Genomic DNA, 25,872 nt, shown 5'->3' with positions numbered 1-25,872 from the left:
TTGGACCTGGTCTTCCGGAAGGCACCAACGCGGTGGGCAGCGGATTTCATCCCGCTGTTACAAAGACGGGGCCGAAGACAGTGCTATCGGCGTAGGGGCGTGCGACGACCGGCGTAGGACCGGCCCGCCGGCCGGCGCTACGACCGCGGCGTCGCGGTGAGCATGCGTACCGCCGGGGCCTCCGGCACCGCGGGCACCGCTTCCTGCGGGGCTGCGGGCGGGGCGACGGTCGAGGTCGTCCTCGCGGCGACGGCCGGGTTGAGGTCCTTGTGCACGGCGCGGGCGACGGCCTGGATGGTGTTGATGCCGTCGTTCATCGTCTTGTTGTCCTGCGTGAGCACGGTGATCCCGTAATCGTGCCCCTTGCCCGTGAAGGCACCGATGCTGTGCACCCGCCAGCCGTGGGTGGCGCGCGGCAGCCAGCCGTTCTTGACCTGGACGGTCGCCCCGGACGGGGCTCCGGCGGGCGTGCCCCAGCGCTGCGAGGAGATCACCTTGCGCATCAGGCCCAGCTCGTAGGAGCGCGCGTTGTCGCTCAGCACGGAGTTCTTGGCGGTCAGCAGGGTCAGCAGCCGCAGCTCGTCCTGGGCGGTGATCTGGGTCAGCCCCCAGTAGCCACCGGAGCCGGGCACGGTGTGTGTCATCCCGGCGGCCTTGAGGAACGCCTTGACCTTGGTCGCCCCGAGCTGCTTCCACAGGCTGGTGGTCGCGTTGTTGTCGGACTTGGTGATCATGGCGGTGGCGAGGTTGATCTCGCGCTGGGTGAGATAGCGGTTGTGCTTCTTGTTGTCCCAGAGCAGCGTCGCCAGCACGGTCGCCTTCACGACGCTGGCGGAGTCGTACTTGGTGGTCGCCCGCAGGGAGCAGTTGGTCTTGGTCTTCCGGTCGTAGAGCGCCACGGCCGTCGTCGACTTCCGGCCCTTGAGCGCGGCGGTGATGTCCTTCGTCAGCTTCGCCGCGAGCCCGGCCTTGCCGGACGTGCAGCTCACCGTCGGCGTCGCCGCCACCGCGGGCGCGGCGCCGAGCGCCACGGGTGCGAGCACGCCCGCGGCGAGCGCGACGGACAGCGCGGCCTTTGCGCGACGGGATATGCAGGGCTGTTCTTTCATGCGGCTTCTCCCCCATGAGCGGATCGGTACGGTGCGCTCCCGGCGCACCCGTGAGTAACGACTCATGACCGGCCGGAAAGTTGTGCATTGCGGGCTGTGCGGTTCGTCGCCCGTCACGCGCGGGTATCGGTCACCGGGTGCGACCCGGCACATTGACCGAGGGGGAACCTTGACGAGCGCTCAGCCGGTCCGGCATGCCGAGGCATACCGCTGCGGTCGGCTCTACGCGGCGGTCGCGGCCCTGCAGAGGCTCGCGCAGAACGAACACCATGGGCTGGGACAGCCGGGAGCCGCGGAAAAGGCCGCCGCGCGGCCGGAACCTCAGCTGCGGGAGCCCCTGCGGGAGATCGTCCACTACCTGGTGCAGGCCCGGATCCGCGGCCGGGGAGCGGCGGCAGACCCGGTCTTCCGGTCGCTGACCGACTTCTTGCCACCGGCGAAGAACGTGCCCACCAGCCTCCATCCCGACGAGCGGCCGGATTTCCACCGGGGCAGGGAGGACCAGGCGGCACTCATCGCGAAGGAGCACCCGCCCCGCAGCTGAACCCGCTGAACCCCGCCCGCGCACCCGGGGCCGGGTGAGCGGGCGGGCAGCGGGCCGGTGCCTACAGATGCGTCGGCTCGAACATCCTCAGCAGGGCCGGAAGCACGACCACCGAAGGACCCGGCTGAGCGAAGGACTTCGCCAGGTCGGCGGCGAGCGTCTCGGGGGTCGTACGGAGGGCCGGGACGCCGAACGACTCGGCGAGGGCGACGAAGTCGGGGCGGGCGAGCTCCGTCGCCGTGGCCTCGCCGAAGGCGCCTGTCATGTATTCGCGCAGGATGCCGTAGCCGCCGTCGTCGACGATCAGCCAGGTGACCGGGAGGTCGTACTGGCGGGCCGTGGCCAGCTCCGCGATCGAGTACATCGCGCCGCCGTCCCCGGAGACCGCGAGGACCGGCCTCGTACGGTCGGCCGCCGCGGCGCCGAGGGCGGCCGGGAAGCCGTAGCCGAGGCCGCCCGCGCCCTGGGCCGAGTGCATCGTGTTCGGGTGGCGGGCGTCGAAGGCGGACCAGGCCCAGTAGGCGAGGATCGTCATGTCCCAGAAGCTGGGGGACGTGTCGGGCAGCGCCTCGCGGACCGAGGCGATGAGCCGCTGCTCCAGGGTGAGTTCCTGGGCGGCGATCCTGTCCCGTACCGCTTCGAGGACCGTACGGACCCGGTCCGGCGCCGACGGGTCCTCGCGGCGGTCGACCGCTTCGAGGAGGTCGGACAGCGCCTCGCGGGCGTCGGCGTGGATGCCGAGCGCGGGGTGGTTGGACTCCAGCTTCCCGGCGTCGGCCTCGATCTGGATCACCCGGCCGCGCGGGGCGAACGTGTGGTAGTTCGAGGAGAGTTCACCGAGTCCCGAGCCGACGACCAGCAGCACGTCGGCGGACTCCAGGAAGTCCGTCGTGTAGCGGTCCTCCAGCCAGGACTGGAGCGAGAGCGGGTGCTCCCACGGGAAGGCGCCCTTGCCGCCGAAGGTGGTGACGACGGGTGCGTCGAGCTTCTCCGCGAGGGCCAGCAGCTTGCCGGAGGCGTCGGACCGTACGACTCCGCCGCCCGCGATGATCGCCGGACGCCCGGCCTTCGACAGCAGGTCGGCCGCCACGGCGGTCAGTTCGGGACGGGCGTGCAGTTCGCGCGGGGTGGCGTCCATCGCCGTGACGACCGGCAGAGTGGTCTCCGCCAGGAGTACGTCCTGCGGGATCTCGATCCAGACCGGGCCGTGCGGGGCGGTCAGCGCGGACTCCCAGGCGGCGGCGATGGCCGACGGGATCTGGGAGGCGGTACGGACGGTGTGGACCGACTTCACGACGTCGCGGAACGACGCCTTCTGGTCCCGCAGCTCGTGCAGGTAGCCGTGGCGTCCGCCGCCCAGGCCCGCGGTCGGGATCTGGCTGGAGATCGCCAGCACGGGCGCGGAGGCCGCCGCCGCCTCCTGGAGCGCCGCGAGGGAGGTGAGGGCGCCCGGTCCGGTGGAGAGCAGCAGCGGCGCCACTTCCCCGGTGACCCGGCCGTACGCGTCGGCGGCGAAGCCGGCGTTGTTCTCGACGCGCAGTCCGATGTACGTCAGCGAGGAGCGGCGCAGCGCGTCGAACATGCCGAGCGCGTGCTGGCCGGGCAGGCCGAAGACGGTGGTCGCGCCGAGGCCCTGGAGGGTCTCGACGACGAGGTCGCCGCCATTGCGCCCGGCCGGGGGGTTCAGGGCGGCCGCGATCTGCTCGGGGGTGAGCCGCGGCCGTTCGTCGTGGTGGTCGTGGCTCACTTCGTACGGGCCTCTGCGATCTGGCGGGACATGATCGTCGTCAGCTCGTACGCCGTGTGGGAGGCGGCGACGGAGGTGATCTCGGCGTGGTCGTACGCGGGGGCGACCTCGACCAGGTCGGCGGAGACGAGGTTGCACGAGGACAGCCCGCGGACGATTTCGAGGAGCTCGCGGGAGGTCAGACCGCCGGCCTCGGGGGTGCCGGTGCCGGGCGCGTGCGCCGGGTCCAGGACGTCGATGTCGATGGAGATGTAGAGCGGCCGGTCGCCGATGCGCTGGCGCAGCTGGTCGGCGACCTCGTCGACGCCGCGCCGCATGACGTCGGCGGAGGTGACGATGCCGAAGCCCATCTTCGCGTCGTCGTCCAGGTCCTGCTTGCCGTAGAGCGGGCCGCGGGTGCCGACGTGGGAGAGCGCGGAGGTGTCGAGGATGCCCTCCTCGACGGCGCGGCGGAACGGGGTGCCGTGGGTGTACTCGGCGCCGAAGTAGGTGTCCCAGGTGTCGAGGTGCGCGTCGAAGTGGAGCAGCGCGACCGGGCCGTGCTTCTTGGCGACGGAGCGCAGCAGCGGCAGCGCGATGGTGTGGTCGCCGCCGAGCGTCATCATGCGGGCGCCGGTGGAGAGCAGATCGTCGGCCGCGGCCTCGATCGTCTCGACGGCCTCGTTGATGTTGAACGGGTTCGCGGCGATGTCACCGGCGTCGGCGACCTGCGCGAGCGCGAACGGCGAGGCGTCCTGCGCGGGGTTGTACGGGCGCAGCAGGCGCGAGGCCTCACGGATCGCGTTGCCGCCGAAGCGGGCGCCGGGGCGGTAGGAGACACCGGTGTCGAAGGGCACGCCGACGACGGCGACATCGGCGGTGCCGACCTCGTCGAGGCGGGGCAGCCGGGCGAAGGTCGCGGGTCCGGCGTACCGCGGGACGCGGGAGGAGTCGACGGGACCGCGCGGCGTTTCGTTGCTGCTCATGTGAAGTGCCTTTCCTTCGGGTTTCATGCGTTGTTCGGTGTGCGGGGGCGGGATCCGGATGGGTCCCGCCCCGCGCTCGGGGGTCTGGAGGCCGTTACGCGGTGACCGGTTCGCTCGCCGGCTCCTCCGCGTCCGCGCCCCGCCCCGCGAGCCGCTCGCGCCAGGCCGCCAGTACGGCCGCGTCGGTCGGCTTCGTCGCCAGGGAAACGATCACATATACCGCGAGCGAGGCCAGCAGACCGTAGTAGACCGGTTCGTTGGCAAGGATTCCGTACGCCGCCATCAGGCCGATCACCGCGATGCCGCCGACCGACACCGCGGCCAGCGCGCCCGCCGCGGTGCCCCGGCGCCACAGCAGACCGCCGAGGATCGGCACCAGCAGGCCGCCGACGAGCAGGTTGTACGCGACGGTCAGGGCCTCGACGACGTTGTTGAGCGCGATGGCGATCACGATGACGGCGACGCCCATGACGAGGATGAAGACGCGGTTGCCCTTCACCTCGTCGTGTTCCTCGCCCCCGCCGCCCCGGGACACCGCGCCCCGCAGCCGGGACCAGATGTCGTTGTTGGCGACGGTGGCACAGGCGATCAGCGCGCCGGAGGAGGTGGACATCACGGCGGCCAGCGCGGCGGCCAGCACCAGCCCGCGCACGCCGATGGGCAGCTCGTCCTTGACGATGGTCGCGAACGCGGCGTCGGCGCTGGGCAGCGTCGGGTACATGACCTTCGCAGCGGTGCCGATGACGGCGCCGGCGATGGCGTAGACGAGGCAGTAGGTACCGGCGACGGTGCCGCCGATGCGGGCGACCTTGTCGCTGCGGGCGGTGAACACCCGCTGCCAGATGTCCTGGCCGATCAGCATGCCGAAGGTGTAGATCAGCACATAGGTGAAGATCGTCTCGCCGCCGATGCCGAGCGGGTCGAAGTACTCGGTGGGCAGCTTCGCCTTCATCTCGCTGAAGCCGCCCGCCTTGATCACCGCGATGGGCAGCAGGAGCAGCAGCACACCGATGGTCTTGACGACGAACTGCACCATGTCGGTGAGCGTGATCGACCACATGCCGCCGAGCGTGGAGTACGCGACGACGATGGCGCCGCCGAGGATGATCGCGACGGTCCGGTTCAGGTCGAAGAGGACGTCGAAGATGGTGGCGTACGCGATGGTCGAGGTGACCGCGAGCATCAGCGTGTACGCCCACATCACGACGCCGGAGATGATCCCGGCCCGGCCGCCGTAGCGCAGGTCGAGCATCTCGGAGACGGTGTAGACCTTCAGCCGGGCGATCCGCGCGGAGAAGAAGACGGACAGGGCGAGCAGTCCGAGGCCGATGGTGAAGACCATCCAGGCGCCGGAGAGTCCGTACTGGTAACCGAGGCCGACGCCGCCGATGGTGGAGGCACCGCCGAGGACGATGGCGGCCATGGTGCCGGAGTACATCCCGGGGCCGAGCCTGCGGCCCGCCACCAGGAACTCGCTCTTGGACTTGGCGCGGCGCATGCCCCACCAGCCCATGGCGAGCATGCCGGCCAGATAGATGATGATCACCGCGTAGTCGACAGCCATGGGCTTCCTCCGTTTCGGTCACAAGTGCACATGTCTTATGTGAAGAAGACGGTAGGTGGCTCGCAAGCGACGCTGAAGAGTACGTTTCATCCATAATTGAAGTCTCTGATGGATGGATCGTCCATGCCGGAAGCCTCGGGCGGGCCGACCCCGCCGCCCACTCCCCCGATCCCGCTCGGCGAGCTGCTCGCCCACGAAGAGCTGGGACTTCGCCGTATCGCGGGTCCGGCCGAGGCGGATCTGCTGTGGGTGCACACCTCGGAGATGGCCGACCCGTACCCGTATCTGCTCGGCGGTGAACTGCTGCTGAGCGCCGGGGTGCTGCTGAAGGACCCGGACGCGTTCGTGGCCCGGCTGGTGGAGGCGGGGGCGGCGGCGCTCGGCTTCGGGGTGACGCCGGTGTTCGACACGGTGCCGCGGGAGCTGATCGAGGCGTGCGACCGGCACGGCCTGCCGCTGCTGGAGGTGCCGCCCGAGACCCCGTTCACGGCGATCGCCCGTGCGGTGTGGCGGCTGATGGCCGAGGCCCGGCACCGCGAGCTGCGCCGGGTGACGCGCGCCCAGCAGGCCCTGGCCACTGCGGCGGCCCGGCCGGACCCGGTCCCGGCGGTGCTGCACCAGCTGGCGGCCCAGCTGGAGGGCCGGGCGGCGCTGCTCGCCGGGGACGGCGAGGAGCTGCACGCCGCGGGCCGCCGCCCCGCCCCCGACGTCGGGGCGGCGCTGGCCAGGCTCACCCGGGTGGTCGCCGCCGGGGCGCGCCCCGCCCCGACGTCCGCCACCGACACGCTGCGGGACACCCATCTCTCCGCGTACGCGCTGGGCGGCGGGCAGGGGCTCGTCCTGGCGCTGGCGACGGGCCGGCGCGAGGCGGGCGACCACACCATCGCCGGGGTCGCGGTCGTCCTGCTCTCGCTGCTGGCCGCCCCGCATCAGGGCGCCGACGCCGCGGGCCGGTCGGCCGCCCTGGTACGGATGCTGCTGGGCGCGGACCCGCAGGACGTCGCACCGCTGCTCGGGGGCGCCGAGCAGTGGACGGTGGTGCACGCGCGCCGCAGCGGCGACGGTCCGGTGGACCCGCTCACCACCGGGGCACTGGGCGCCGCCCTCGGTTCGGCCCTGGTCGACGCGGGCCGGGGCGGCGACGCCGTACGGGTACTGATCCCCGGCGCCGACCGGATCACCCCGCAGCCGGGCTGGACCCTCGGCGCGTCCGCCTCCGCCCCCATCACCGCGCTCGACCTCGCCGACGGCCAGGCCGCCCGCGCCCTGGGCCGCGCCGTCGCGACCCGCACCCCGCTGGCCCACCACCACACCGACACCGGAACCGGCCTTGCCGCGCTGGTCCCCGCCGACCGGGCCGAGGCCCACGCCCGTGCGCTCCTCGCCCCGCTCACCGAGCCTCTGAGCGAGACCCTGCGCTGCTGGCTGAGCCTCCACGGCAGCTGGGACCGCACGGCCACGGCCCTGCGGATCCACCGCAACACGGTCCGTCAGCGCATCGCCCGCTGCGCGGCCCTGCTGGACGCGGACCTGGACGACATGGACGTACGGACGGAGCTGTGGTTCGCGCTGCGGCAGCGGTGAGCGGTGTTCGCTAGCGCAGGCCGAGGCAGGGCAGCCAGTCGCGCCGGGTGTCGTGGGTGGCGGTGAGCAGGGCGCTGAGCGCGCCCGGGGCGCCTTCGAGCAGGGAGGTCTGCGGGACGCCGGGGGCGAGGGCGGCCGGCAGTCGTGTGCTCAGGTGCTCGGCGAGCCGGGCGCGGAGCGCGGCGGCGGCCGGCAGCCGGGCCCACCGGTGGAAGGCGTCCGCGACGGCCAGCACGCCCGCCGCGCCGTGGCACAGCGCGAGCTGATCCGTCAGGGGATCGCCGAAGAGATGGAAGTCCTCGTCGTACCGCTCCGCGAGGGTGGTGAAGGCGGACGCCGCCCAGTCGGCCGTCGCCCGGTCGCCCAGCGCGTCGGACGCGTCCCAGAGCGCCCAGGTGACGCCGGGGGTGCCGTAGCACCAGGCCTGCCGGGCCCGTGCCCCGGCGGGCGGCGGGCCGTCGAGGCCGGCGCCGTCCCAGCTCCGGACGGACCGGGCGTCGTCGAAGGACTGCCGTACCAGCCAGCGGGTGGCGCGGCGCAGGGCGGCCGTCAGGCGCGGTCGTGGCCCGGCGCGGCGGACCGTCGCGGTGAGCCCGGCGGCGAGTCCCGCCACGCCATGGCCCATCCCGGTGTTCACCCGGCCGTGGAGCCAGCCCAGTCGCGGATGGCCGGCGTACTGGCCGGTGTGCAGCCGGCGCAGCTCGTCACTGTCGCACAGCACCGCCAAGTGGGCGGCGAACGGCAGGAGTTGGCGACCGGACGGCTTCGGGGTCCCGGCGCAGAGCGCGAGCAGTGTGCCGGACGGCCCGCCGATGAGGTCGTAGTCGGGCAGGCCGACGTCCGCCGTCCGCCAGGGGCGCGCCGAGGCCCTGTTCAGGAGGTGGTCGCGCAGCCGGTCGGCGGCGCGGTGCAGGGGTGGGTGGACCTGGGCGGCCATGCGCAGGCCGACGAAGGTTCCGGCCAGGCCGCCGTCGTACAGACCGTCGTGGGACAGGCCGCGGCCGACGGTCCGGGACCAGGCGGCCACCGCGCGCCGGGCGCTCGCCGCCGCGGCCGGGTCATCGGTCCGGGCGACCAGGGCGGCCAGTACCGGAATGCCGGGATCGGAGGTCGCGTGGCGAACCTCCGGGAATTCGTCGAGCAGTCGGACGGCCATGTCGAGAGCCGCGCGGTACGGGCCGTGGCCGGGTGGGGGCATCGGACCTCCGGGTCGGGGAGCCACCCGGAACGGGTCCGGGTGGCTCCGTTCAACTCAACGGTGGGCGGGCGGTGTCCGGCGGGGAGCCGTCAGCAGCCGATGCCGGATCCACAGATGGTCGACGCGCACACAATGATGCTGCACACCAGGCTGTCGCTGGCCTCCACGACCGGCAGGTCGGCGCTGGTGATCCCCTCGTGAACCCAGCTCGCCTCCAGGTGCTTCACCCCCGGCATGGGACCTCCGTGTGTCGTGGTTCCGGCACGGCGGGGCAGCCCACGGATCGCCCGATGAGCCCGCGGAGCTGGTGCCGCGGACCGACTCGGGCGCCGTGAGAGGCCCTGGTTCGTTCTGTGTGATCCGCAGATTCATGTGATGTGGCGCGCGGTGCCCGCGAAGCTCGCGGTCGGACCGGATGCGCCGGACGGGTGCGGGACCGTCCTTCTCGCCTGTGTCGGCCTGCTCAGGCCCTTCATCCAGCTCATTTCCCGCAGCAACACCAGCTGAAAGGAAAATGACCATTAGTCATATGATGGATGGGTGTGCGCTTGGCGTGATCCCTGCGGCACAAGCGCAGTCGGCCGCGCCGTCGCACGGTTCACGGATCACCACCGCTCTCCCGTGCGACCGCTGCCCGAGCCGCGCGATCAGCCCGCCGGGGGCGCCCGGACGAGGCCCCGCGAGAGGCCCTACGGGCCGTCGATGCCGATGATCGTGCCGAACGGGTCGCGGAGCTGCGCGATGCGGCGGCCCGGCTCGATCACCAGGGGGCCTCGGTGGTGCTCACAGCCGGCGGCCAGCAGCCGCTCCCGGACCGCGGCCACGTCGGCCACGCTCCAGTACACGACCGGGCTGCCGCCCCTCGGGTTGCGCGCGTCGTCGACGGGGTGGAAGCCGAGCTCGACCCCGCCGGCCACGACCCAGGCGTAGACGGCGCCCGTGTCACCGACATCGACCCGCACCGGGACGCCGAGCAGCTCCCCGTACCACCGTGCGGAAGCCTCGGGGTCCGCCGCGAAAACCATCACGGTGCGTACGCCGTCGAACATGGTCCACCCCCAGAGGAACCCACCCTACGACGCGCGGCCGGCCGGGCACGGGGCACCCGCCGCCGGCCGTCCGGGGCGGGCGTTCGCGCCGGTGCGCACAGGAGCACCGCGACCTTCGAAGCGGGCTTCGAGCGCCCCCGATTCCGCCTGTCTGCGCAGGTCGCAGCCGTGCCACGCTGCTGGTGACCAGGGTCCGGTGCCCTGGTCACCGTCAGGAGAAGAGGTTTCCGCCATGCATCGCATCAGTGCGCTCACCGTCACCTCGATCGCCTTGGCCCTGGGACTCGGCGCCGGGCCCGTCGCCGTCGCGGCGGCCGAGAACGCCGCCGTCGAAAGCGCCAGGGCTTCCTACAGCTGCAGCCCCGGATATTTCTGTATCTACAGCGACTGGAACGGAGGTGGCACCCGCTGCCAGTGGTCCGACAAGAAGCGGGCGAATACCGCCGACGACTGCTCGTTCATCCAGCGCGGCCAGAACGTCCGCTCCGTGTGGAACGCGACCGGGCACCGCGTCCAGTACTACACCCAGACCAACTACAACGCCCGGGTCGGATCCACCCCCGCCGGAAACGGCGGCAACCTCCAGGGGAACTACCAGATCCGCTCCTTCAAGCCCCAGTAGGCGGCAAGGCGTGCCAGGAGCCCTTCCCGGCCGGTGGCCGGGGAGGGCTTTCCGCATGTCCGCGGCCGTACGGCCCGCGTGGGCGTGCTGCGCATCACCCTGGACAGCCTCGGTGACCCCCGGGTAACTTCTAAACGTATCTGAGCAAGCGCTTAGCCAGGCTGGCCGAAGCTCGCCCGAAGCAGACCAAGGAGGCACCCCGTGCGCCGTACGGTATTCAACGAGGACCACGAGGCGTTCCGGGAGACCATCCGCGCCTTCATCGAGGCCGAGGTCGCCCCCGTCTACGACGAGTGGTTCGCGGCCGGCCAGGTGCCCCGCGACTTCTACTACAAGCTCGCCGAGCTGGGCATATTCGGCATCGAGGTGCCGGAGGAGTTCGGCGGCGCCGGGGTCGAGTCCTTCAAGTTCGAGGCGATCATCTCCGAGGAGTGCGCCCGCGCGGCGGTCAACTTCGGCGGCTCCGGCGTGCATGTGCTGCTCTGCCTGCCGTACATCAAGGCGTACGCCACCGAGGAGCAGAAGAAGCGCTGGCTGCCGGACTTCGTCACCGGCAAGTCGATGTACGCCATCGCCATGACCGAGCCGGGCACCGGTTCCGACCTGGCCGGCATGAAGACCACCGCCAAGCTCTCCGAGGACGGCACGCACTACATCCTCAACGGCGCCAAGACCTTCATCACCGGTGGCGTCCACGCCGACCGGGTCATCGTCTGCGCCCGCACCGACGCGCCCAGGGCGGACGACCGGCGGCACGGCATCTCGCTCCTCGTCGTCGACACCAGGGCCGAGGGCTACTCGGTCGGCCGCAAGCTCGACAAGCTGGGCCTGCGCACCTCCGACACCGCCGAGCTGGCCTTCGTCGACGTCAAAGTGCCGGTCGAGGACCTCCTCGGCGAGGAGAACAAGGGCTTCTCCTACCTCGGCCAGAACCTCCCGCAGGAGCGCCTCGGCATCGCCGTCGGCGCGTACGCCCAGGCCAAGGCGGCCGTCCGGTTCGCCCAGCAGTACGTTTCCGAGCGCACCGTCTTCGGCAAGACCGTCGCGTCCTTCCAGAACACCAAGTTCGAACTGGCCGCCTGCCAGGCCGAGGTGGACGCCGCCGAAGCCGTCTGCGACCGCGCCATCGAGGCCCACGACGCCGGTGAGCTGACCGCCGCCGAGGCCGCCTCCGCGAAGCTGTTCTGCACCGAGGTCGCGCACCGCGTCATCGACCGCTGCCTCCAGCTGCACGGCGGCTACGGCTACATGAACGAGTACCCGATCGCCCGCCTGTACGCGGACAACCGGGTCAACCGCATCTACGGCGGCACCAGCGAGGTCATGAAGTCGATCATCGCCAAGTCCATGGGCCTGTGAGAGCGGCTACGTTCGTTCCATGAGCGCAGCACTCGACTCCCTGCTCGATCTGCTCGACCTGGAGCAGATCGAGCGGGACATCTTCCGGGGTACGAGCCGTTCGGCGGTCGTGCCCCGCGTCTTCGGCGGCCAGGTCGCGGCCCAGGCCCTGGTCGCCGCGGGCCGCACCGTCCCCGCCGACCGGACCGCCCACTCCCTGCATTCCTACTTCCTGCGTATGGGCGACCCGGGCGCGCCGATCGTCTACAGCGTCGACCGCATCCGCGACGGCCGCTCCTTCACCACCCGCCGGGTCGTCGCCGTCCAGCACGGCCAGCCGATCTTCCATCTCTCGGCCTCGTTCCAGACGTACGAGGAGGGCCTGGAGCACCAGGCGGCCATGCCGCCCGCCCCGGACCCGGAGACGCTGCCCACGGCGGCGCAGCTGCTGCCCCGGTACGCGGACCGCTTCAGCGAGCCGGGGGTCGTGGACCGGCTGATCGAGGCGCGGGCCGCGGTCGACCTGCGCTACGTGGACGCCCCGCCCTTCGGCAGCGTCGGCGAACCGCGCGAGCCCCGCTCCCAGGTGTGGTTCCGCACCAACGGCAAGCTCGCGGACGATCCGCTGCTCCATGTCTGCATGGCGACGTACGTATCCGACATGACGCTGCTCGACTCGGTGCTCCTCGCCCACGGGCGCGGGGGCTGGGCGGTCGGCGACGTGGTCGGCGCGAGCCTGGACCACGCGATGTGGTTCCACCGGCCGTTCCGGGCCGACGAATGGCTGCTGTACGACCAGGAGTCGCCGTCCGCGTCCGGCGGGCGCGGGCTGGGTCAGGCCCGGATCTACACGCAGGACGGCCGGCTGGCGATCACCGTCATCCAGGAGGGCGTGGTCCGCGTCCCCCGGGACTGACGCGCCCTGCGCCGACGGGCCGCGGGGCGCCGGTTCGGACATACTCCCCACCATGAGCGACGAGACCATGGACGAGACCATGAGCGACGCGAAGACCGGTGGTGGGGAGTCCACGGTCACGGTGATCGTCGCGGCCGCCGCCAATCTCGGCATCGCGGTGGCGAAGGCCGTCGCCGGGCTGATCAGCGGATCGAGCGCGATGCTCTCCGAGGCGGCGCACTCGGTCGCCGACACGGTCACCGAGCTGCTGCTGCTCACCGCGCTGAGACGCAGCGAGAAGCCCGCGGACGAGGAACACCCGCTGGGCTACGGCCCCGAACGGTACATCTGGGCGATGCTCGCCTCCGTGGCCACGTTCGTCGGCGGCGCGGTCTTCTCCGTCTACGACGGCATCCACACCCTCGCGGCGGGCGAGGAGCTCGGCAATCCGCTCGTCTCGTACCTCGTGCTCGCGGTGGCCTTCCTGCTGGAGGGCTACTCGCTGCGGACCGGGCTCCGGCAGGTCCGCGGCGAGGCCGCGCGGCTGCGGGCGCCGGTCGGGCACTACTTCCGCCACACCCCCGACACCGCGGTCAAGGCCGTGGTGATGGAGGACTCGGCGGCGCTGGCGGGTCTGCTGCTCGCCGCGGGCGGACTGCTCGGCGGCCAGCTGACCGGTTCCGGGGTCTGGGACGGCATCGCATCGATCCTGATCGGTCTGCTGCTGGTGTACGTCGCCTGGGTGCTGGGCCGGTCCAACGCCCAGCTGCTGATCGGCCGTCCGGTGCCGCAGCAGATGCGCGCCGGCATCCGCGAGGAACTGCTCTCCGTCCCGCACATCATCGAGGTACTGGAACTCACCACGCTCATCCAGGGGCCGGCCGAGATCCTGATCGCCGCGAAGGTCGACTTCCGGGACGCCTCGACCGCCGAGCAGATCGAGTGGGCGTGCGAGGAGGCGGAGGAGCAGCTGCGGGAGCGCTATCCGTCGATCCGCCGGGTGTACCTGGACCCGACCCCGGGCCTGAGGCAGCGGCTGCGCGGGCCCGGTACCGGTACCGGATCGGTCTGACCGGGCCGTGCGGCCGGGACCGGCCTCGGATCCGTTCTGGATCGGTCCTGGATCCGCTCTGGATCAGTCCTGGATCAGCCCCGCCGCGTCCAGCAGGTACTCCGTCATCGGGTCGTAGAACCGCGGGTCCAGCACATGGTCGTCCAGCGGGACGGCCACCTGGAGCGTCCCCTCCGCCTCGCCGAGGAAGAGCGCCGGGTCGTTGCAGTCCGCGTACCCCACCGCGTCCAGCCCGCGCTGCGCCGCGCACCCCGCCCAGCCGTGGTCGGCGACGACCAGGTCCGGCAGCGGTCGGCCCTCGCGCTCCAGACCGTCCAGGATGGCGGCCATCGGGGCGGGCGAGTGGGTGTGCCAGAGGGTCGCGCCGCGCTCCTGCACCGCGACGTCCGCGAACTGGAACACCATGCCCTCGTCGGCGATCAGCCCCGAGGGGATCCGTACGATCTCGCATCCGGCGGCCCGCAGCGCGTCCGCGGTCTGCCGGTGCACATCGAGGAGCCCGCCCGGGTGCCCGGTCGCGAACAGCACCCGCTCCGATCCCGCCGCCGCCTTCCGCAGCCGCGCCGCCATCCGCTCCAGGGCGTCGACCGTCAGCTCCGGGTCGATGGTGTCCTGCCCGAACCGGTGCTCCGGGTCGTCGCTGACCCCGCAGCGCTCGGCCATCACCGCCAGCACGTCCTGCTCGTCGCGCCACCGGTCGCCGAGCTCCAGACCCAGCCAGTAGTGACGGTCGCCGTTGGCGAGCTTGCGGTAGTGGGAGAGGTTGTTGTCGCGCGGTGTGGCGACGTCTCCGGCTATACGCGTGCGGACGAGGTGTTCGACGAGGGCGGCGCGGCTGGGTATCGGCATGAACCCATTGTGCCGTCAGGTGTGCACAGTGTGCCGGGTGTCTTGCACGACTGACCGATCGGCCCGGCCCGCCGGTCAGGGCAGCCGGGTCGAGTGCGTGATCTTCTTCAGGTGGTAGTACTGGGCGACGCACTGCGCCGGCCACGCCCGCCGGCCGTGGTTGCCGAACGGCTCCAGCATCCCGCTGACCGACACCGGCGTGTACGGGAGCACCTTGGCGCCGCGCGCCGCCCCGTTCCTCAGCGAGCGGTCCTGCCGGTCCCACCGCTGGGCGCGCACCTCCATCTGCCGTTCCAGCCGGTGCAGCGGGACGGCGAGGCCGACACAGGTCGCGGCGCACACGACTCCGGCGACCGCCGCCGTCGCCGCGCGGATCCCCCACCTGCGGGCCCGCAACGCCCGTCCCGACAGGGCACCGACGCCGACCAGGAGCAGCACGTACAAGAGGAGGAAGTCGCCCCAGATGCGCGACGCGGTCGCCACGCTCGCCCCGAAGGCGGGGTGGGCGACGACGACGCAGAGGTAGCCGGAGACCAGGAAGGCGAGGAATCCGACGAGAACCAGGAGGAAGGGCCTGCGGCGCAGGGACCCCTCCGGCGCGTCCGTTCCCCGCTCGCCTCCGCGCACCAGCAGGCCCAGCAGCACGCCGACGGCGACCGCTCCCAGGTACTGCCAGGTCGTGAAGATCGTCCCCAGGACGTGTCCGAACGCCCGCATCGCCGTGGTCAGCGCCTCCGGGCCGAACATGGAGGCGCTGTCGGCGCCGAACCGTCCACGCCGGGTGCGTGCGCCGGGCGACAGGTACAGGATGACCGTCCCGACGGCGACCCCGGCGAAGGCGACCACGCACCAGACGCGCGTACGGGTCCGGCCGGCCCCGGGAAGGGCCCACAGGCTCATCAGCAGGACGGCGGCGAGCACGACGCACGCGACGATCGCGGTCTCCTCCGACAGGGTGCCGATGAAGATCCCCGCCAGGTACGCGACGCCCAGCGCGAAGTCGCGTCCCCGTCGTGTCCGTGCGCGCAGCAGCGGGATCACGGCGGCGCAGGCCAGCACCGGTGCGACGGTGTGCGAGACGGAGGAGGCGGGCCAGTAGAACGCCTTGTACGGGTTGGGCGTCGCGAAGAAGAGGAGCGCCGCCGTCGTCGCGCCCACCAGCAGCGCCAGCCCGCGTGGCGCGGTCAGCCCGGCCCTCTTGAGCGCGGAGGCGATCAGCGCCCAGAGGATGCCCAGCATGAGCACCCCGCTGACCAGGGCGAACCATTGATGGCCCGGGACGCCGAAGGATCCGTACCCGATGACGAGCAGCGCGTTGGCGATGCGCCCGTTGTCATGGAGGAAGAACTTCCCGATCATCCCGGAGGCGCCCCCGTCCCGTACGACCGGGAGGAAGCACCAGTCGTCCCCTCCCGGGCGGACCAGCCGGCCGATCCAGAAGGCCGCGCCGAGCAGGGCGAGCGGCAGCAGGGCAAGGCCCGACGTCCCGATCGCCGCCCACCGCCGCGCGGGGCCCGGACGGGGTTCCGGCCGGGAAGATTCCTCGCTCTCCGCCTGTGTGCCGGCGGATTTCGACGTGTCCGTAGTCATGTGCACTGGTGCCCTTCGTACGCTGCTCGCGTCTTGCACGCCAAGAAGTTCAGGTGGTGGGTTCACGGTGTGGTGTGTCCAGTACTGCTCCCGGCCGGTCCGCCGCCCTGCCGGGCGAGGGCGGCACCGGAGTCGATGGCCCAGCGGGCGAGCAGGAACGAGAAGGGGGTGGCGAGGATCCCCGCGGCCACGGCGGCGATGTTCTTGTCCATGCCCAGCCTGCTCACGCCGAGGTAGAGCAGAATTCCGGTGAGTACGAGATTGACGACGCTCGACAGGGGATACCGGACGAAGGCCTGCCAGGTCGGCTTCGTGCGGCAGGTGATGCGGGAGTTGAGCAGGAATGATCCCACGACGCTGACCGAGTATCCGATGACATGTGCGGCCAGATAGGGAATCCAGACATTCAACGAGGCGTATACCGCCAGATATACCGCCGTATTGATGATTCCGATCAACCCGAATTCGATGAACTGGCGTACGGTGCGCCTCCTCGACGCTCCGAGAGCGGTCGCCCCGGTGCGTCGCACCGACGGTCTCCCGCCCTCGGGGGCGGGCGGGCCCGAACGCGCCTCTGCCGGAATATCGACCGGGCGGACGTGCGGAGATTCGTCCGTCTCCCGCACCAGGTAGTGCGGGCGGCGTTTCGACTCGGAGTAGATCCGTCCCACGTATTCGCCGATGACGCCGAGCGTGGCGAGCTGGATTCCGCCGAGCGCCACGACGGCGGTCAGCAGGGTGGTGTAGCCGGGTACGACGACACCGTGGAGCACGACGCCGACGATGGTCCACACGGCGTATCCCAGTGCCGCCAGCGCGAGCGCGAGGCCGATGTGGATGGCCAGGCGCAGCGGATGGCTGTTGAAGGAGATCAGCCCGTCGATCCCGTAGTTGAGCAGGCGTCTGCCGCCCCACTTCGAATCTCCCGCCGCGCGCTGCATGTTCCGGTAGGTGAAACCGACGGTGTCGAAGCCGATCCAGGAGAAGATCCCCTTGGAGAACCGGTTGGTCTCGGGCAGCGCGAGCACGGCGTCCACGGCGGTGCGCGACAGCAGCCTGAAGTCGCCCTCGCCGTCGACGACCTGGACGTCCATGCACCGGCCCATGGCCCGGTAGTAGAGGGCGCTGAGGAAGGTACGCAGGGCGCCTTCTCCCGCGCGGTCGCGCCGCGCGACGACCTGGTCGTAGCCGCGCTGCCGCAGCTCCAGCATGCGGGGCAGCAGTTCGGGCGGGTGCTGGAGGTCGGCGTCCATGAGGACGACGGCGTCGCCGCGGGACATGCGCAGTCCCGCGAGCATGGCGGCCTCCTTGCCGAAATTACGGCTGAAGGAGGTATAGCGGACCCGCTGGTCCGCAGTGGCGAGCGAACCGATCCGGAGCCTGGTCCGGTCGCTGCTGCCGTCGTCGACATAACAGATCTCGAAGGTCCGCCGAGTCGGTTCGAGGGCGGAGATCAACGCACGGTGGAATACCTCGATGACCTCGTCCTCATTGAAACAGGGGACAACGATCGAAACCTGACATGTTTTCATTTAAATTCCCCATCAGGTGTGGGTGGGACAGCTCAAACCATAAGCCTGGGGGCCTCGCGACACTGCGACCGACGGAGCTCGTCGAGGAAAAGGAAAGGGAATATGAGGAGACACCTCACCCCTTTCGCATCAATTCATATATTCAAGGCCGGGCGTCAGGGCCGGCGGAAATCGCGGACACACCCGCCGGGCACCGCCGTAGCGCCCTACGCGCGGGCCGCCGCCTCGAAGGCCCCGCGCGCCAGCCGGTGCAGCAGCGCCGCCGTGTCCGCGCGGCCCGGCTGCGCGCCGGGCCGGCCCAGGTGCGGGGTCGAGTTCAGCAGGCCGAAGACGGCGTGGACGGCGGCGCGGGCCTCGTGCTCGGGCAGGTCCGGGTACATCTCGCGGACCACCTCCACCCACACCTCGACGTACTGCCGCTGGAGCTGGCGGACCCGCTTGCGGTCGGCGTCCCGCAGCCGGTCCAGCTCGCGGTCGTGGAGGGTGATCAGGGGGCGGTCGTCGAGGGCGAAGTCGATGTGCCCCTCGATGAGCGCGTCGAGCAGGGCCTGCGGGGAGCCGCCCTCGCAGGCCGCGTCCTCCGAGACGCGCAGCTGCCCGCCCGCCAGCAGCCGCTCGCTGATGCCGACCAGCAGCTCGGCGAGCATCGCGTCCTTGCCGGGGAAGTGCCGGTAGAGCCCGGGGCCACTGATGCCGACGGCGGCACCTATCTCGTCGACACCGACGCCGTGGAAGCCGCGCTCGGCAAAGAGGCGGGCGGCCTCCTTGAGGATCTGCTCGCGGCGGGTGGGGGCGTCCGTCCTCGTGGTCATGGATTCGATTCTAGACAGTGCGGTTAGCGAACGTTAACTGGTACGGGGCCGCGCCCACAGCGTCACCGCGCGCAGCAGCCACTCCACCGGCCCGAGCCGGTACCGGCGCATCAGCCACCCGCTGAGCGCGAGCTGGCCGGCGTACAGCACGAGCGCCCCGCCGACCGCCGCCGCGGCGCCCGTGCGGCCGTACAGCCCGAGGCCGTACCCGGAGAAGACGAGGGCCATGACGAGGGACTGGGTCAGGTAGTTGGTCAGCGCCATCCGTCCGGCGGGCGCGAGGACCCGGGCCGCCGCTCCACCGCGCGGTGTGGTGAACCACAGCAGCAGCCCGGTGGCGTACGCGGCCGAGAGCGCCGGGGCCGCGACCATACCGACCGCCAGGCCCAGCAGCACCCAGCGCTCCGACAGCGGCCCCACGAGCCCCGCGGCGGAGAAGACCGCCCCGGGAACCCCGATCGCGAGACCCGTCAGGCAGATGCGGCGCAGCCGCGCCCGGTCGGCGAGCGCGGCCGGACCGAGCCACTGCCGCCGACCGGCCACGAATCCCATGAGAAAGGCGGCAACGACGAACCCGCCCATCAGTGGGACGGCCGCGAGCATGTCGGGCAGCGCCCGGATGTTGGCGCCGACGACGTCGGCGAATCCACCGCGGTAGGCGGCGGTCAGCTCGGCCTTCACCGTGGCGGATTCGCCCAGGTCGCCCGGGTCGAACAGCGACGCACCCAGCCCGATCAGCAACAGGAAGCCGCCGGCGACGCCGAACACCCACAGCGCCGCCCGCCGGACCGCGGCGGGCCCGGCGTTCCGGACGGCCAGCAGGACCAGCCCGAGCAGGGCGTAGATCATCAGGATGTCGCCGGTGTACAGCAGCACCGCGTGCGCGAACCCGAGCACGAGGAGCGCGGCCAGCCGCCGTGACATCCGGGGCGCGAAGCGCGCCCCGGCTCGGGCGGCCGAGTCCATCTGGAGGGTGAAGCTGTATCCGAAGAGGAAGGAGAAGAGCAGGTAGAACTTCGACTGCGCGAGCAGGACGACCAGCCATTGCACGGCTCCGTCCGCCGCGTGCACCCCCGCGAGACCGTCCCTGGCGCCGGGAGGTCCGGCGGTCGTCATGAGATTCACGACCAGGATCCCGGCGAGCGCGAACCCGCGCAGGGCGTCCACTTCGAGGATGCGCGGCCTCCCGGCCACTCCCCCGGCCGCCCCTCCGTCCACACCCGGCACCGTCTGCGACTGCTGTGTCATCTGCCGTTTCCCCCACCCGAAGCCCTTCGCCGGTCGGCGACCGGCGCCGCTCCGGGTCAGGGAGCGGTGCGGGCCATTATTCCGGCCGGTCCACGCGGGCCACCCCCCGTGGGCCGGTCGCACTTGGCCGATACCCGCCGAAAGCACCGCGGACGGCTGCCGAAAGCGCTGCGGGCACCGGCCGAGCGCCCTGGACAAGGCTGTTAGCGCTCGTTAACCTGAAGTCGGACGTTAACGGTCACTAACTACTGCGGTACGGGCAAGGGGGCTCGACACGATGCAGCAGGCACCGGTGCTGGCGAGCGCGGCCGATCCCGCCTCCGAGGCCTGGAAGGCCAACGAGGCGGCGCATCACGCGCTCGCCGACGAGCTGCGGGAGCGGCTCGCCACGGCCAGGCTCGGCGGGGGTGAGAGGGCCCGCGCCCGACATGTGGCGCGCGGCAAGCTGCTGCCCAGGGACCGGGTGGACACCCTGCTCGATCCGGGGTCCCCGTTCCTGGAGCTGGCCCCGCTGGCGGCCGAGGGGCTGTACGGGGGCGCCGCCCCGGCGGCCGGGGTGATCGCCGGGATCGGCCGGGTCAGCGGCCGGGAGTGCGTGATCGTCGCCAATGACGCGACCGTCAAGGGCGGCACGTACTACCCGATGACGGTGAAGAAGCACCTGCGCGCCCAGGAAGTGGCGCTGGAGAATCGCCTCCCCTGCCTCTATCTCGTCGACTCGGGCGGTGCGTTCCTGCCGATGCAGGACGAGGTCTTCCCGGACCGGGAGCACTTCGGGCGGATCTTCTACAACCAGGCCCGGATGTCGGGGGCCGGGATTCCGCAGATCGCGGCGGTGCTGGGTTCGTGCACGGCGGGCGGGGCGTACGTCCCCGCGATGAGCGACGAGGCCGTGATCGTCCGCAACCAGGGCACGATCTTCCTGGGCGGCCCCCCGCTGGTGAAGGCCGCGACCGGCGAGGTCGTGACGGCCGAGGAGCTGGGCGGCGGCGAGGTGCACTCCCGTACGTCGGGGGTGACCGACCATCTCGCCGAGGACGACGCGCACGCGCTGCGGATCGTGCGGAACATCGTGGCCACCCTGCCGGACCGGGGCGCGCTGCCGTGGTCCGTGCGCCCCGTCGAGGAGCCGAAGGTCGACCCCGCGGGTCTGTACGGCGCCGTCCCGGTCGATTCGCGGACGCCGTACGACGTACGGGAGGTGATCGCCCGGGTCGTCGACGGCTCCCGGTTCGCCGAGTTCAAGGCCGAGTACGGCACGACGCTGATCACCGGCTTCGCCCACATCCACGGCCACCCGGTCGGCATCGTCGCCAACAACGGCATCCTGTTCTCCGAGTCGGCCCAGAAGGGCGCCCACTTCATCGAGCTGTGCGACCAGCGCGGCATCCCGCTGGTCTTCCTGCAGAACATCTCGGGCTTCATGGTGGGCCGGGACTACGAGGCCGGCGGCATCGCCAAGCACGGCGCCAAGATGGTGACGGCGGTCGCCTGCACGCGCGTACCGAAGCTGACCGTGGTGGTCGGCGGTTCGTACGGGGCGGGCAACTACTCCATGTGCGGCCGGGCCTACTCCCCCCGCTTCCTGTGGATGTGGCCCAACGCGAAGATCTCCGTCATGGGCGGCGAGCAGGCCGCGTCCGTCCTCGCGACGGTCAAGCGCGACCAGCTGGGCGACGACTGGAGCACGGCGGACGAGGAGGCCTTCAAGGCCCCGATCCGCGAGCAGTACGAGACCCAGGGCAATGCCTACTACGCCACGGCCCGGCTCTGGGACGACGGCGTGATCGACCCGCTGGAGACCCGGCAGGTGCTGGGGCTGGCCCTGACCGCGTGCGCCAACGCCCCCTTGGGCGATGCCGGCTTCGGCGTCTTCCGGATGTGAGGAACAGATGACGATGTTCGACACCGTTCTGGTCGCCAACCGCGGCGAGATCGCGGTACGTGTCATCCGCACGCTGCGGGAGCTGGGCGTCCGCTCGGTCGCCGTCTTCAGCGACGCGGACGCGGATGCCCGGCACGTCCGGGAGGCCGACACAGCGGTACGGATCGGGCCCGCCCCCGCCGCCATGAGCTATCTCAGTGTGCCCGCGCTGCTGGACGCGGCCCGCCGCGCCGGCGCGCAGGCCGTCCACCCGGGATACGGGTTCCTCGCCGAGAACGCGGGCTTCGCGCGGGCGTGCGCCGAGGCGGGGCTGACCTTCATCGGACCGCCCGCCTCCGCCATCACGCTGATGGGCGACAAGATCCGGGCCAAGGAGACGGTCGCGGCGGCCGGGGTTCCGGTGGTGCCCGGCTCCTCGGGGAGCGGGCTCACCGACGACCGGCTGGTCGACGCGGCCCGCGAGATCGGGATGCCGGTGCTGCTGAAGCCCTCGGCGGGCGGCGGCGGCAAGGGCATGCGGCTGGTGCGCGACGAGGCGCTGCTCGGGGACGAGATCGCGGCCGCCCGGCGCGAGGCACGGGCCTCGTTCGGCGACGAAACGTTGCTGGTGGAGCGGTGGATCGACCGGCCCCGGCACATCGAGATCCAGGTGCTGGCGGACGCCCACGGCAACGTGGTCCACCTCGGCGAGCGCGAGTGCTCGCTCCAGCGCCGCCACCAGAAGATCATCGAGGAGGCGCCCTCGGTCCTGCTCGACGAGGAGACCCGGGCCGCGATGGGCGAGGCGGCCGTCCAGGCGGCCCGCTCCTGCGGCTATGTCGGCGCGGGCACGGTGGAGTTCATCGTCCCGGGCAACGACCCCGCCTCGTACTTCTTCATGGAGATGAACACCCGCCTCCAGGTCGAGCACCCGGTCACCGAGCTGATCACCGGCCTGGACCTGGTGGAGTGGCAGCTGAGGGTCGCGGCGGGCGAGCGACTCCCGTACGAGCAGCGGGACATCACGCTCACCGGCCATGCCATCGAGGCCCGGATCTGCGCCGAGGACCCGGCACGCGGCTTCCTGCCCTCCGGCGGCACGGTCCTCGCGCTGCACGAGCCGCAGGGCAACGGGGTGCGGACGGACTCCGGGCTCGGCGAGGGCGGCGAGGTCGGCAGCCTGTACGACCCGATGCTGTCGAAGGTCATCGCGTACGGCCCCGACCGCGCCACCGCGCTGCGCCGGCTACGGGCGGCGCTCGCGGACACGGTGATCCTCGGCGTCCCGACCAACGCCGGTTTCCTGCGCCGGCTGCTCGCCCACCCGGCGGTGGTGGCGGGCGATCTGGACACGGGCCTGGTGGAGCGTGAGGTGGACACGCTGGTGCCGGAGGGGGTGCCCGAGGAGGTGTACGCGGCGGCGGCGCTGCTGCGGCGGTCCGCCGGTGCGGACGGGGCCCGGACCGGCACCACCGACGCCTCCGGCTGGGTCGACCCGTTCTCGGCGGCGAGCGGCTGGCGGCTCGGCGGCACCCCGGCCCGCACGGTGCTCGACTTCCGGCTGCCCGGCCACGACCCGGTGCAGGTCTCGCTGCGCTCCTGCCTGGCCGGTACGGAGCTGGCCTTCGGCCATGTCGGGGAGGGCGCGCAGCCGCCGGAGCCCGTGACGGGGGCCTGCGGCCCGCTGGCCCCGCTGCCCGGCGGCAGGGAGACGGCCAGGCTGGTCGAGGTCTCCGGGCACCGCCTCACCCTCGAACTCGCCGGTGTCACCCACGCGTTCACCCATGCCGCCTCCCCGGACGGCAGATGGCTCGGCCGGGACGGCGACAGCTGGCACGTACAGGATCACGACCCGGTGGAGGCGTCCCTGGCCGGCGCGGGCCGGTCCGGGGCGGACACGCTCGCCGCGCCCATGCCCGGGACGGTCACCGTGGTGAAGGTGGCGGTCGGGGACGAGGTCGTGGCCGGGCAGAGCCTGCTGGTGGTGGAGGCGATGAAGATGGAACACGTCATCTCCGCCCCGCACGCCGGGACCGTGACCGAGCTGGACGTCAGCGCCGGTGCCACGGTCGCGATGGACCAGATCCTGGCCGTGGTGGCCCCCGTCGAGGCGCCCGGGGAGGAAGCATGACCACGTCCCGCACCCTGCCCATGACCGTGCCGGCCCAGGACCTGCCCGCCCGGGTACGCATCCACGAGGTCGGTGCCCGCGACGGGCTGCAGAACGAGAAGACCGTCGTACCGACCGAGGTGAAGGCGGAGTTCATCCACCGGCTGGCCGCCTCGGGCCTGACCACCGTCGAGGCGACCGGCTTCGTGCACCCCAAGTGGGTGCCCCAACTGGCCGACGCCGAGGACCTGTTCCCCCGCCTGGCCGACATCGACGGCGTCGCCCTGCCGGTCCTCGTACCGAACGAACGCGGCCTGGACCGGGCCCTGGCGCTCGGTGCCCGCCGGATCGCCGTGTTCGGCTCGGCGACCGAGACGTTCGCCGCCCGCAATCTCAACCGCACCGTCGACGAGTCGCTCGCCATGTTCGAGCCGGTCGTCGCCCGCGCCAAGGCCGACCGGGTGCATGTCCGCGGCTATCTGTCGATGTGCTTCGGCGACCCGTGGGAGGGGCCCGTCCCCGTCCACCAGGTCGTCCGGGTCGCCAAGGCGCTGATGGACCTCGGCTGCGACGAGCTCTCCCTCGGCGACACCATCGGCGTCGCCACGCCCGGCCATGTACAGACCCTGCTCGCCGAGCTGAACGAGGAAGGCGTACCCACCGACACCATCGGCGTGCACTTCCACGACACGTACGGGCAGGCCCTCTCCAACACCCTCGCCGCGCTCCAGCACGGGGTGACCACCGTGGACGCCTCCGCGGGCGGCCTCGGCGGCTGCCCGTACGCGAAGAGCGCCACCGGAAATCTCGCCACCGAGGACCTCGTGTGGATGCTCCAGGGCCTCGGTGTCGAAACCGGGGTCGATCTCGACGCGCTCACCGCCACCAGCGTGTGGCTCGCCGATCAACTGGGCCGACCCAGCCCGTCCCGTACCGTCCGCGCGCTCTCGGTGCGATAGACACCGTCCCACAAGGAGTGACCCCTGCCATGCCCCTGGACCACCGGCTGACCGCCGAACACGAGGAACTGCGGCGCACCGTCGAGGAGTTCGCGCACGACGTCGTCGCGCCGAAGATCGGCGACTTCTACGAACGGCACGAGTTCCCGTACGAGATCGTGCGGGAGATGGGGCGGATGGGCCTGTTCGGGCTTCCGTTCCCGGAGGAGTACGGCGGCATGGGCGGCGACTATCTCGCCCTCGGGATCGCCCTGGAGGAGCTGGCCCGGGTCGACTCGTCCGTGGCGATCACGCTGGAGGCCGGGGTCTCGCTCGGCGCGATGCCGGTCTACCACTTCGGCACCGAGGAGCAGAAGCGGCAGTGGCTGCCGAGGCTCTGCTCGGGCGAGGCGCTCGGCGCCTTCGGCCTGACCGAGCCGGACGGCGGCTCGGACGCGGGCGGCACCCGGACGACGGCGGTGCGCGACGAGGCCACCGGCGAGTGGGTGATCAACGGCTCCAAGTGCTTCATCACCAACTCCGGTACGGACATCACGGAGCTGGTCACGGTGACGGCGGTGACCGGCCGCAAGGAGAACGGCGCCCCGCGCATCTCCTCGATCATCGTGCCGTCCGGCACCCCCGGCTTCACGGTCGCCGCCCCGTACTCCAAGGTCGGCTGGAACGCCTCGGACACCCGCGAGCTGTCCTTCTCCGACGTCCGCGTCCCGCTGGCGAACCTGCTGGGCGAGGAGGGCCGCGGCTACGCCCAGTTCCTGCGCATCCTGGACGAGGGCCGGATCGCCATCTCCGCCCTGTCCACGGGCCTGGCCCAGGGCTGCGTCGACGAGTCGGTGAAGTACGCCGCGGAGCGCCACGCCTTCGGCCGGCCGATCGGCGCCAACCAGGCCATCCAGTTCAAGATCGCGGACATGGAGACGCGGGCCCACATGGCCCGGGTCGGCTGGCGCGACGCGGCCTCGCGCATGGTGGCGGGCGAGCCGTTCAAGAAGGAGGCGGCGATCGCCAAGCTGTACTCCTCGACGGTGGCGGTGGACAACGCCCGCGACGCGACCCAGATCCACGGCGGCTACGGCTTCATGAACGAGTACCCGGTCGCCAGGATGTGGCGCGACTCCAAGATCCTGGAGATCGGCGAGGGCACGAGCGAGGTCCAGCGGATGCTGATCGCCCGCGAGTTGGGCCTCCCGGCCTGACGCGCTGACGGCGTGGGTGGGGGCG

The 25,872-nt window shown here is 71.8% G+C and carries 22 protein-coding genes; 10 read left to right on the top strand and 12 right to left on the bottom strand.

Annotation, left to right across the window (positions count from 1 at the left end; all coding sequences use genetic code 11):
* Positions 1–137: 137 nt before the first annotated feature.
* A complete protein-coding gene (locus tag OG520_RS26305) occupies positions 138–1,109 on the bottom strand; it encodes a serine hydrolase (protein ID WP_399329537.1) in 972 nt (323 codons plus the stop codon).
* Positions 1,110–1,278: 169 nt separating this feature from the next.
* Here OG520_RS26305 and OG520_RS26300 point away from each other — a divergent pair, with 169 nt between their 5' ends.
* Positions 1,279–1,653 carry a hypothetical protein gene (locus tag OG520_RS26300; RefSeq protein WP_406014833.1) on the top strand — a complete coding sequence of 125 codons (375 nt, stop codon included), beginning with the start codon at positions 1,279–1,281 and terminating at the stop codon, positions 1,651–1,653.
* 61 nt (positions 1,654–1,714) lie between these two features.
* On the opposite strand, the gene OG520_RS26295 is transcribed toward OG520_RS26300, so the two are convergent.
* From OG520_RS26295 to OG520_RS26285, 3 genes are all read right to left on the bottom strand, one after another.
* On the bottom strand, positions 1,715–3,400 hold the full coding sequence (locus OG520_RS26295; RefSeq protein WP_406014832.1) for a thiamine pyrophosphate-binding protein: 1,686 nt from the start codon (positions 3,398–3,400) through the stop codon (positions 1,715–1,717).
* Positions 3,397–4,365 carry an agmatinase gene (gene speB, locus OG520_RS26290; RefSeq protein ID WP_266418934.1) on the bottom strand — a complete coding sequence of 323 codons (969 nt, stop codon included), beginning with the start codon at positions 4,363–4,365 and terminating at the stop codon, positions 3,397–3,399. Before speB ends, OG520_RS26295 begins: the two co-directional genes overlap by 4 nt.
* A gap of 94 nt (positions 4,366–4,459) precedes the next feature.
* Complete coding sequence (locus OG520_RS26285; RefSeq protein ID WP_406014831.1) at positions 4,460–5,929, bottom strand: sodium:solute symporter; 1,470 nt, start codon at positions 5,927–5,929, stop codon at positions 4,460–4,462.
* Between the two features lie 108 nt (positions 5,930–6,037).
* Here OG520_RS26285 and OG520_RS26280 point away from each other — a divergent pair, with 108 nt between their 5' ends.
* Positions 6,038–7,513, top strand: a complete 1,476-nt coding sequence (locus OG520_RS26280) for a PucR family transcriptional regulator (RefSeq protein ID WP_406014830.1) — start codon at positions 6,038–6,040, stop codon at positions 7,511–7,513.
* 10 nt (positions 7,514–7,523) lie between these two features.
* Here the strand turns inward: OG520_RS26280 and OG520_RS26275 are convergent, their stop codons facing one another.
* The 3 genes from OG520_RS26275 to OG520_RS26265 form a co-directional block, all read right to left on the bottom strand.
* Positions 7,524–8,711, bottom strand: a complete 1,188-nt coding sequence (locus OG520_RS26275; RefSeq protein ID WP_406014829.1) for a lanthionine synthetase LanC family protein — start codon at positions 8,709–8,711, stop codon at positions 7,524–7,526.
* Positions 8,712–8,800: 89 nt separating this feature from the next.
* Positions 8,801–8,938, bottom strand: a complete 138-nt coding sequence (locus OG520_RS26270) for a hypothetical protein (RefSeq protein WP_406014828.1) — start codon at positions 8,936–8,938, stop codon at positions 8,801–8,803.
* Positions 8,939–9,400: 462 nt separating this feature from the next.
* Positions 9,401–9,760 (bottom strand): VOC family protein, encoded by a 360-nt coding sequence (locus tag OG520_RS26265; RefSeq protein WP_406014827.1) that lies wholly within the window; start codon positions 9,758–9,760, stop codon positions 9,401–9,403.
* Positions 9,761–9,992: 232 nt separating this feature from the next.
* Here OG520_RS26265 and OG520_RS26260 point away from each other — a divergent pair, with 232 nt between their 5' ends.
* The 4 genes from OG520_RS26260 to OG520_RS26245 all read left to right on the top strand — a co-directional run bounded on the left by OG520_RS26260 (position 9,993) and on the right by OG520_RS26245 (position 13,687).
* Complete coding sequence (locus tag OG520_RS26260) at positions 9,993–10,382, top strand: peptidase inhibitor family I36 protein (protein ID WP_406014826.1); 390 nt, start codon at positions 9,993–9,995, stop codon at positions 10,380–10,382.
* 201 nt (positions 10,383–10,583) lie between these two features.
* A complete protein-coding gene (locus OG520_RS26255; protein WP_406014825.1) occupies positions 10,584–11,741 on the top strand; it encodes an acyl-CoA dehydrogenase family protein in 1,158 nt (385 codons plus the stop codon).
* 19 nt (positions 11,742–11,760) lie between these two features.
* Positions 11,761–12,636 (top strand): acyl-CoA thioesterase II, encoded by an 876-nt coding sequence (locus OG520_RS26250; RefSeq protein ID WP_266418918.1) that lies wholly within the window; start codon positions 11,761–11,763, stop codon positions 12,634–12,636.
* Between the two features lie 52 nt (positions 12,637–12,688).
* On the top strand, positions 12,689–13,687 hold the full coding sequence (locus OG520_RS26245) for a cation diffusion facilitator family transporter (RefSeq protein ID WP_406014824.1): 999 nt from the start codon (positions 12,689–12,691) through the stop codon (positions 13,685–13,687).
* A gap of 63 nt (positions 13,688–13,750) precedes the next feature.
* Here OG520_RS26245 and OG520_RS26240 read toward each other — a convergent pair whose 3' ends face one another.
* From OG520_RS26240 to OG520_RS26220, 5 genes are all read right to left on the bottom strand, one after another.
* Positions 13,751–14,536, bottom strand: a complete 786-nt coding sequence (locus OG520_RS26240) for a phosphatase (RefSeq protein WP_266418916.1) — start codon at positions 14,534–14,536, stop codon at positions 13,751–13,753.
* Between the two features lie 75 nt (positions 14,537–14,611).
* Positions 14,612–16,126, bottom strand: a complete 1,515-nt coding sequence (locus OG520_RS26235; RefSeq protein WP_406014823.1) for a DUF6056 family protein — start codon at positions 16,124–16,126, stop codon at positions 14,612–14,614.
* Between the two features lie 62 nt (positions 16,127–16,188).
* Positions 16,189–17,658: a glycosyltransferase gene (locus tag OG520_RS26230; protein ID WP_406014822.1), complete on the bottom strand. Its 1,470-nt coding sequence runs from the start codon at positions 17,656–17,658 to the stop codon at positions 16,189–16,191.
* Positions 17,659–17,864: 206 nt separating this feature from the next.
* Positions 17,865–18,470, bottom strand: a complete 606-nt coding sequence (locus OG520_RS26225; protein WP_406014821.1) for a TetR/AcrR family transcriptional regulator — start codon at positions 18,468–18,470, stop codon at positions 17,865–17,867.
* Between the two features lie 33 nt (positions 18,471–18,503).
* Entirely contained in the window at positions 18,504–19,718 is a 1,215-nt protein-coding gene (locus tag OG520_RS26220) for a DUF418 domain-containing protein (protein WP_406014820.1), read from the bottom strand.
* 277 nt (positions 19,719–19,995) lie between these two features.
* Between OG520_RS26220 and OG520_RS26215 the strand changes: the two genes are divergently transcribed.
* From OG520_RS26215 to OG520_RS26200, 4 genes are read left to right on the top strand one after another with little or no spacing between them, the layout of a single operon-like run.
* Positions 19,996–21,603 (top strand): carboxyl transferase domain-containing protein, encoded by a 1,608-nt coding sequence (locus tag OG520_RS26215; RefSeq protein ID WP_399329550.1) that lies wholly within the window; start codon positions 19,996–19,998, stop codon positions 21,601–21,603.
* A gap of 7 nt (positions 21,604–21,610) precedes the next feature.
* On the top strand, positions 21,611–23,713 hold the full coding sequence (locus OG520_RS26210) for an acetyl-CoA carboxylase biotin carboxylase subunit (RefSeq protein ID WP_406014819.1): 2,103 nt from the start codon (positions 21,611–21,613) through the stop codon (positions 23,711–23,713).
* Entirely contained in the window at positions 23,710–24,651 is a 942-nt protein-coding gene (locus OG520_RS26205) for a hydroxymethylglutaryl-CoA lyase (protein WP_406014818.1), read from the top strand. The genes OG520_RS26210 and OG520_RS26205 overlap by 4 nt, the downstream gene beginning before the upstream one ends.
* A gap of 29 nt (positions 24,652–24,680) precedes the next feature.
* Positions 24,681–25,847 (top strand): acyl-CoA dehydrogenase family protein, encoded by a 1,167-nt coding sequence (locus OG520_RS26200; RefSeq protein ID WP_399329552.1) that lies wholly within the window; start codon positions 24,681–24,683, stop codon positions 25,845–25,847.
* Positions 25,848–25,872 lie beyond the last annotated feature (25 nt).

Origin of the sequence: Streptomyces sp. NBC_00984 (assembly GCF_045162475.1) — a bacterium.
Lineage (GTDB): Bacteria > Actinomycetota > Actinomycetes > Streptomycetales > Streptomycetaceae > Streptomyces.
The sequence above is the reverse complement of the archived record's forward strand: the minus strand, read 5'-3'. Positions and strand labels throughout refer to the sequence as shown.

Excerpts from the sequence above, each read along its gene's own strand:
- OG520_RS26305 (WP_399329537.1), bottom strand. The coding sequence starts at position 1,109 with ATGAAAGAACAGCCCTGCATATCCCGTCGCGCAAAGGCCGCGCTGTCC.
- speB (WP_266418934.1), bottom strand. The coding sequence starts at position 4,365 with ATGAGCAGCAACGAAACGCCGCGCGGTCCCGTCGACTCCTCCCGCGTC.
- OG520_RS26285 (WP_406014831.1), bottom strand. The coding sequence starts at position 5,929 with ATGGCTGTCGACTACGCGGTGATCATCATCTATCTGGCCGGCATGCTC.
- OG520_RS26280 (WP_406014830.1), top strand. The coding sequence starts at position 6,038 with ATGGATGGATCGTCCATGCCGGAAGCCTCGGGCGGGCCGACCCCGCCG.
- OG520_RS26275 (WP_406014829.1), bottom strand. The coding sequence starts at position 8,711 with ATGCCCCCACCCGGCCACGGCCCGTACCGCGCGGCTCTCGACATGGCC.
- OG520_RS26265 (WP_406014827.1), bottom strand. The coding sequence starts at position 9,760 with ATGTTCGACGGCGTACGCACCGTGATGGTTTTCGCGGCGGACCCCGAG.
- OG520_RS26260 (WP_406014826.1), top strand. The coding sequence starts at position 9,993 with ATGCATCGCATCAGTGCGCTCACCGTCACCTCGATCGCCTTGGCCCTG.
- OG520_RS26250 (WP_266418918.1), top strand. The coding sequence starts at position 11,761 with ATGAGCGCAGCACTCGACTCCCTGCTCGATCTGCTCGACCTGGAGCAG.
- OG520_RS26245 (WP_406014824.1), top strand. The coding sequence starts at position 12,689 with ATGAGCGACGAGACCATGGACGAGACCATGAGCGACGCGAAGACCGGT.
- OG520_RS26240 (WP_266418916.1), bottom strand. The coding sequence starts at position 14,536 with ATGCCGATACCCAGCCGCGCCGCCCTCGTCGAACACCTCGTCCGCACG.
- OG520_RS26235 (WP_406014823.1), bottom strand. The coding sequence starts at position 16,126 with ATGACTACGGACACGTCGAAATCCGCCGGCACACAGGCGGAGAGCGAG.
- OG520_RS26230 (WP_406014822.1), bottom strand. The coding sequence starts at position 17,658 with ATGAAAACATGTCAGGTTTCGATCGTTGTCCCCTGTTTCAATGAGGAC.
- OG520_RS26225 (WP_406014821.1), bottom strand. The coding sequence starts at position 18,470 with ATGACCACGAGGACGGACGCCCCCACCCGCCGCGAGCAGATCCTCAAG.
- OG520_RS26220 (WP_406014820.1), bottom strand. The coding sequence starts at position 19,718 with ATGACACAGCAGTCGCAGACGGTGCCGGGTGTGGACGGAGGGGCGGCC.
- OG520_RS26215 (WP_399329550.1), top strand. The coding sequence starts at position 19,996 with ATGCAGCAGGCACCGGTGCTGGCGAGCGCGGCCGATCCCGCCTCCGAG.
- OG520_RS26210 (WP_406014819.1), top strand. The coding sequence starts at position 21,611 with ATGACGATGTTCGACACCGTTCTGGTCGCCAACCGCGGCGAGATCGCG.
- OG520_RS26205 (WP_406014818.1), top strand. The coding sequence starts at position 23,710 with ATGACCACGTCCCGCACCCTGCCCATGACCGTGCCGGCCCAGGACCTG.
- OG520_RS26200 (WP_399329552.1), top strand. The coding sequence starts at position 24,681 with ATGCCCCTGGACCACCGGCTGACCGCCGAACACGAGGAACTGCGGCGC.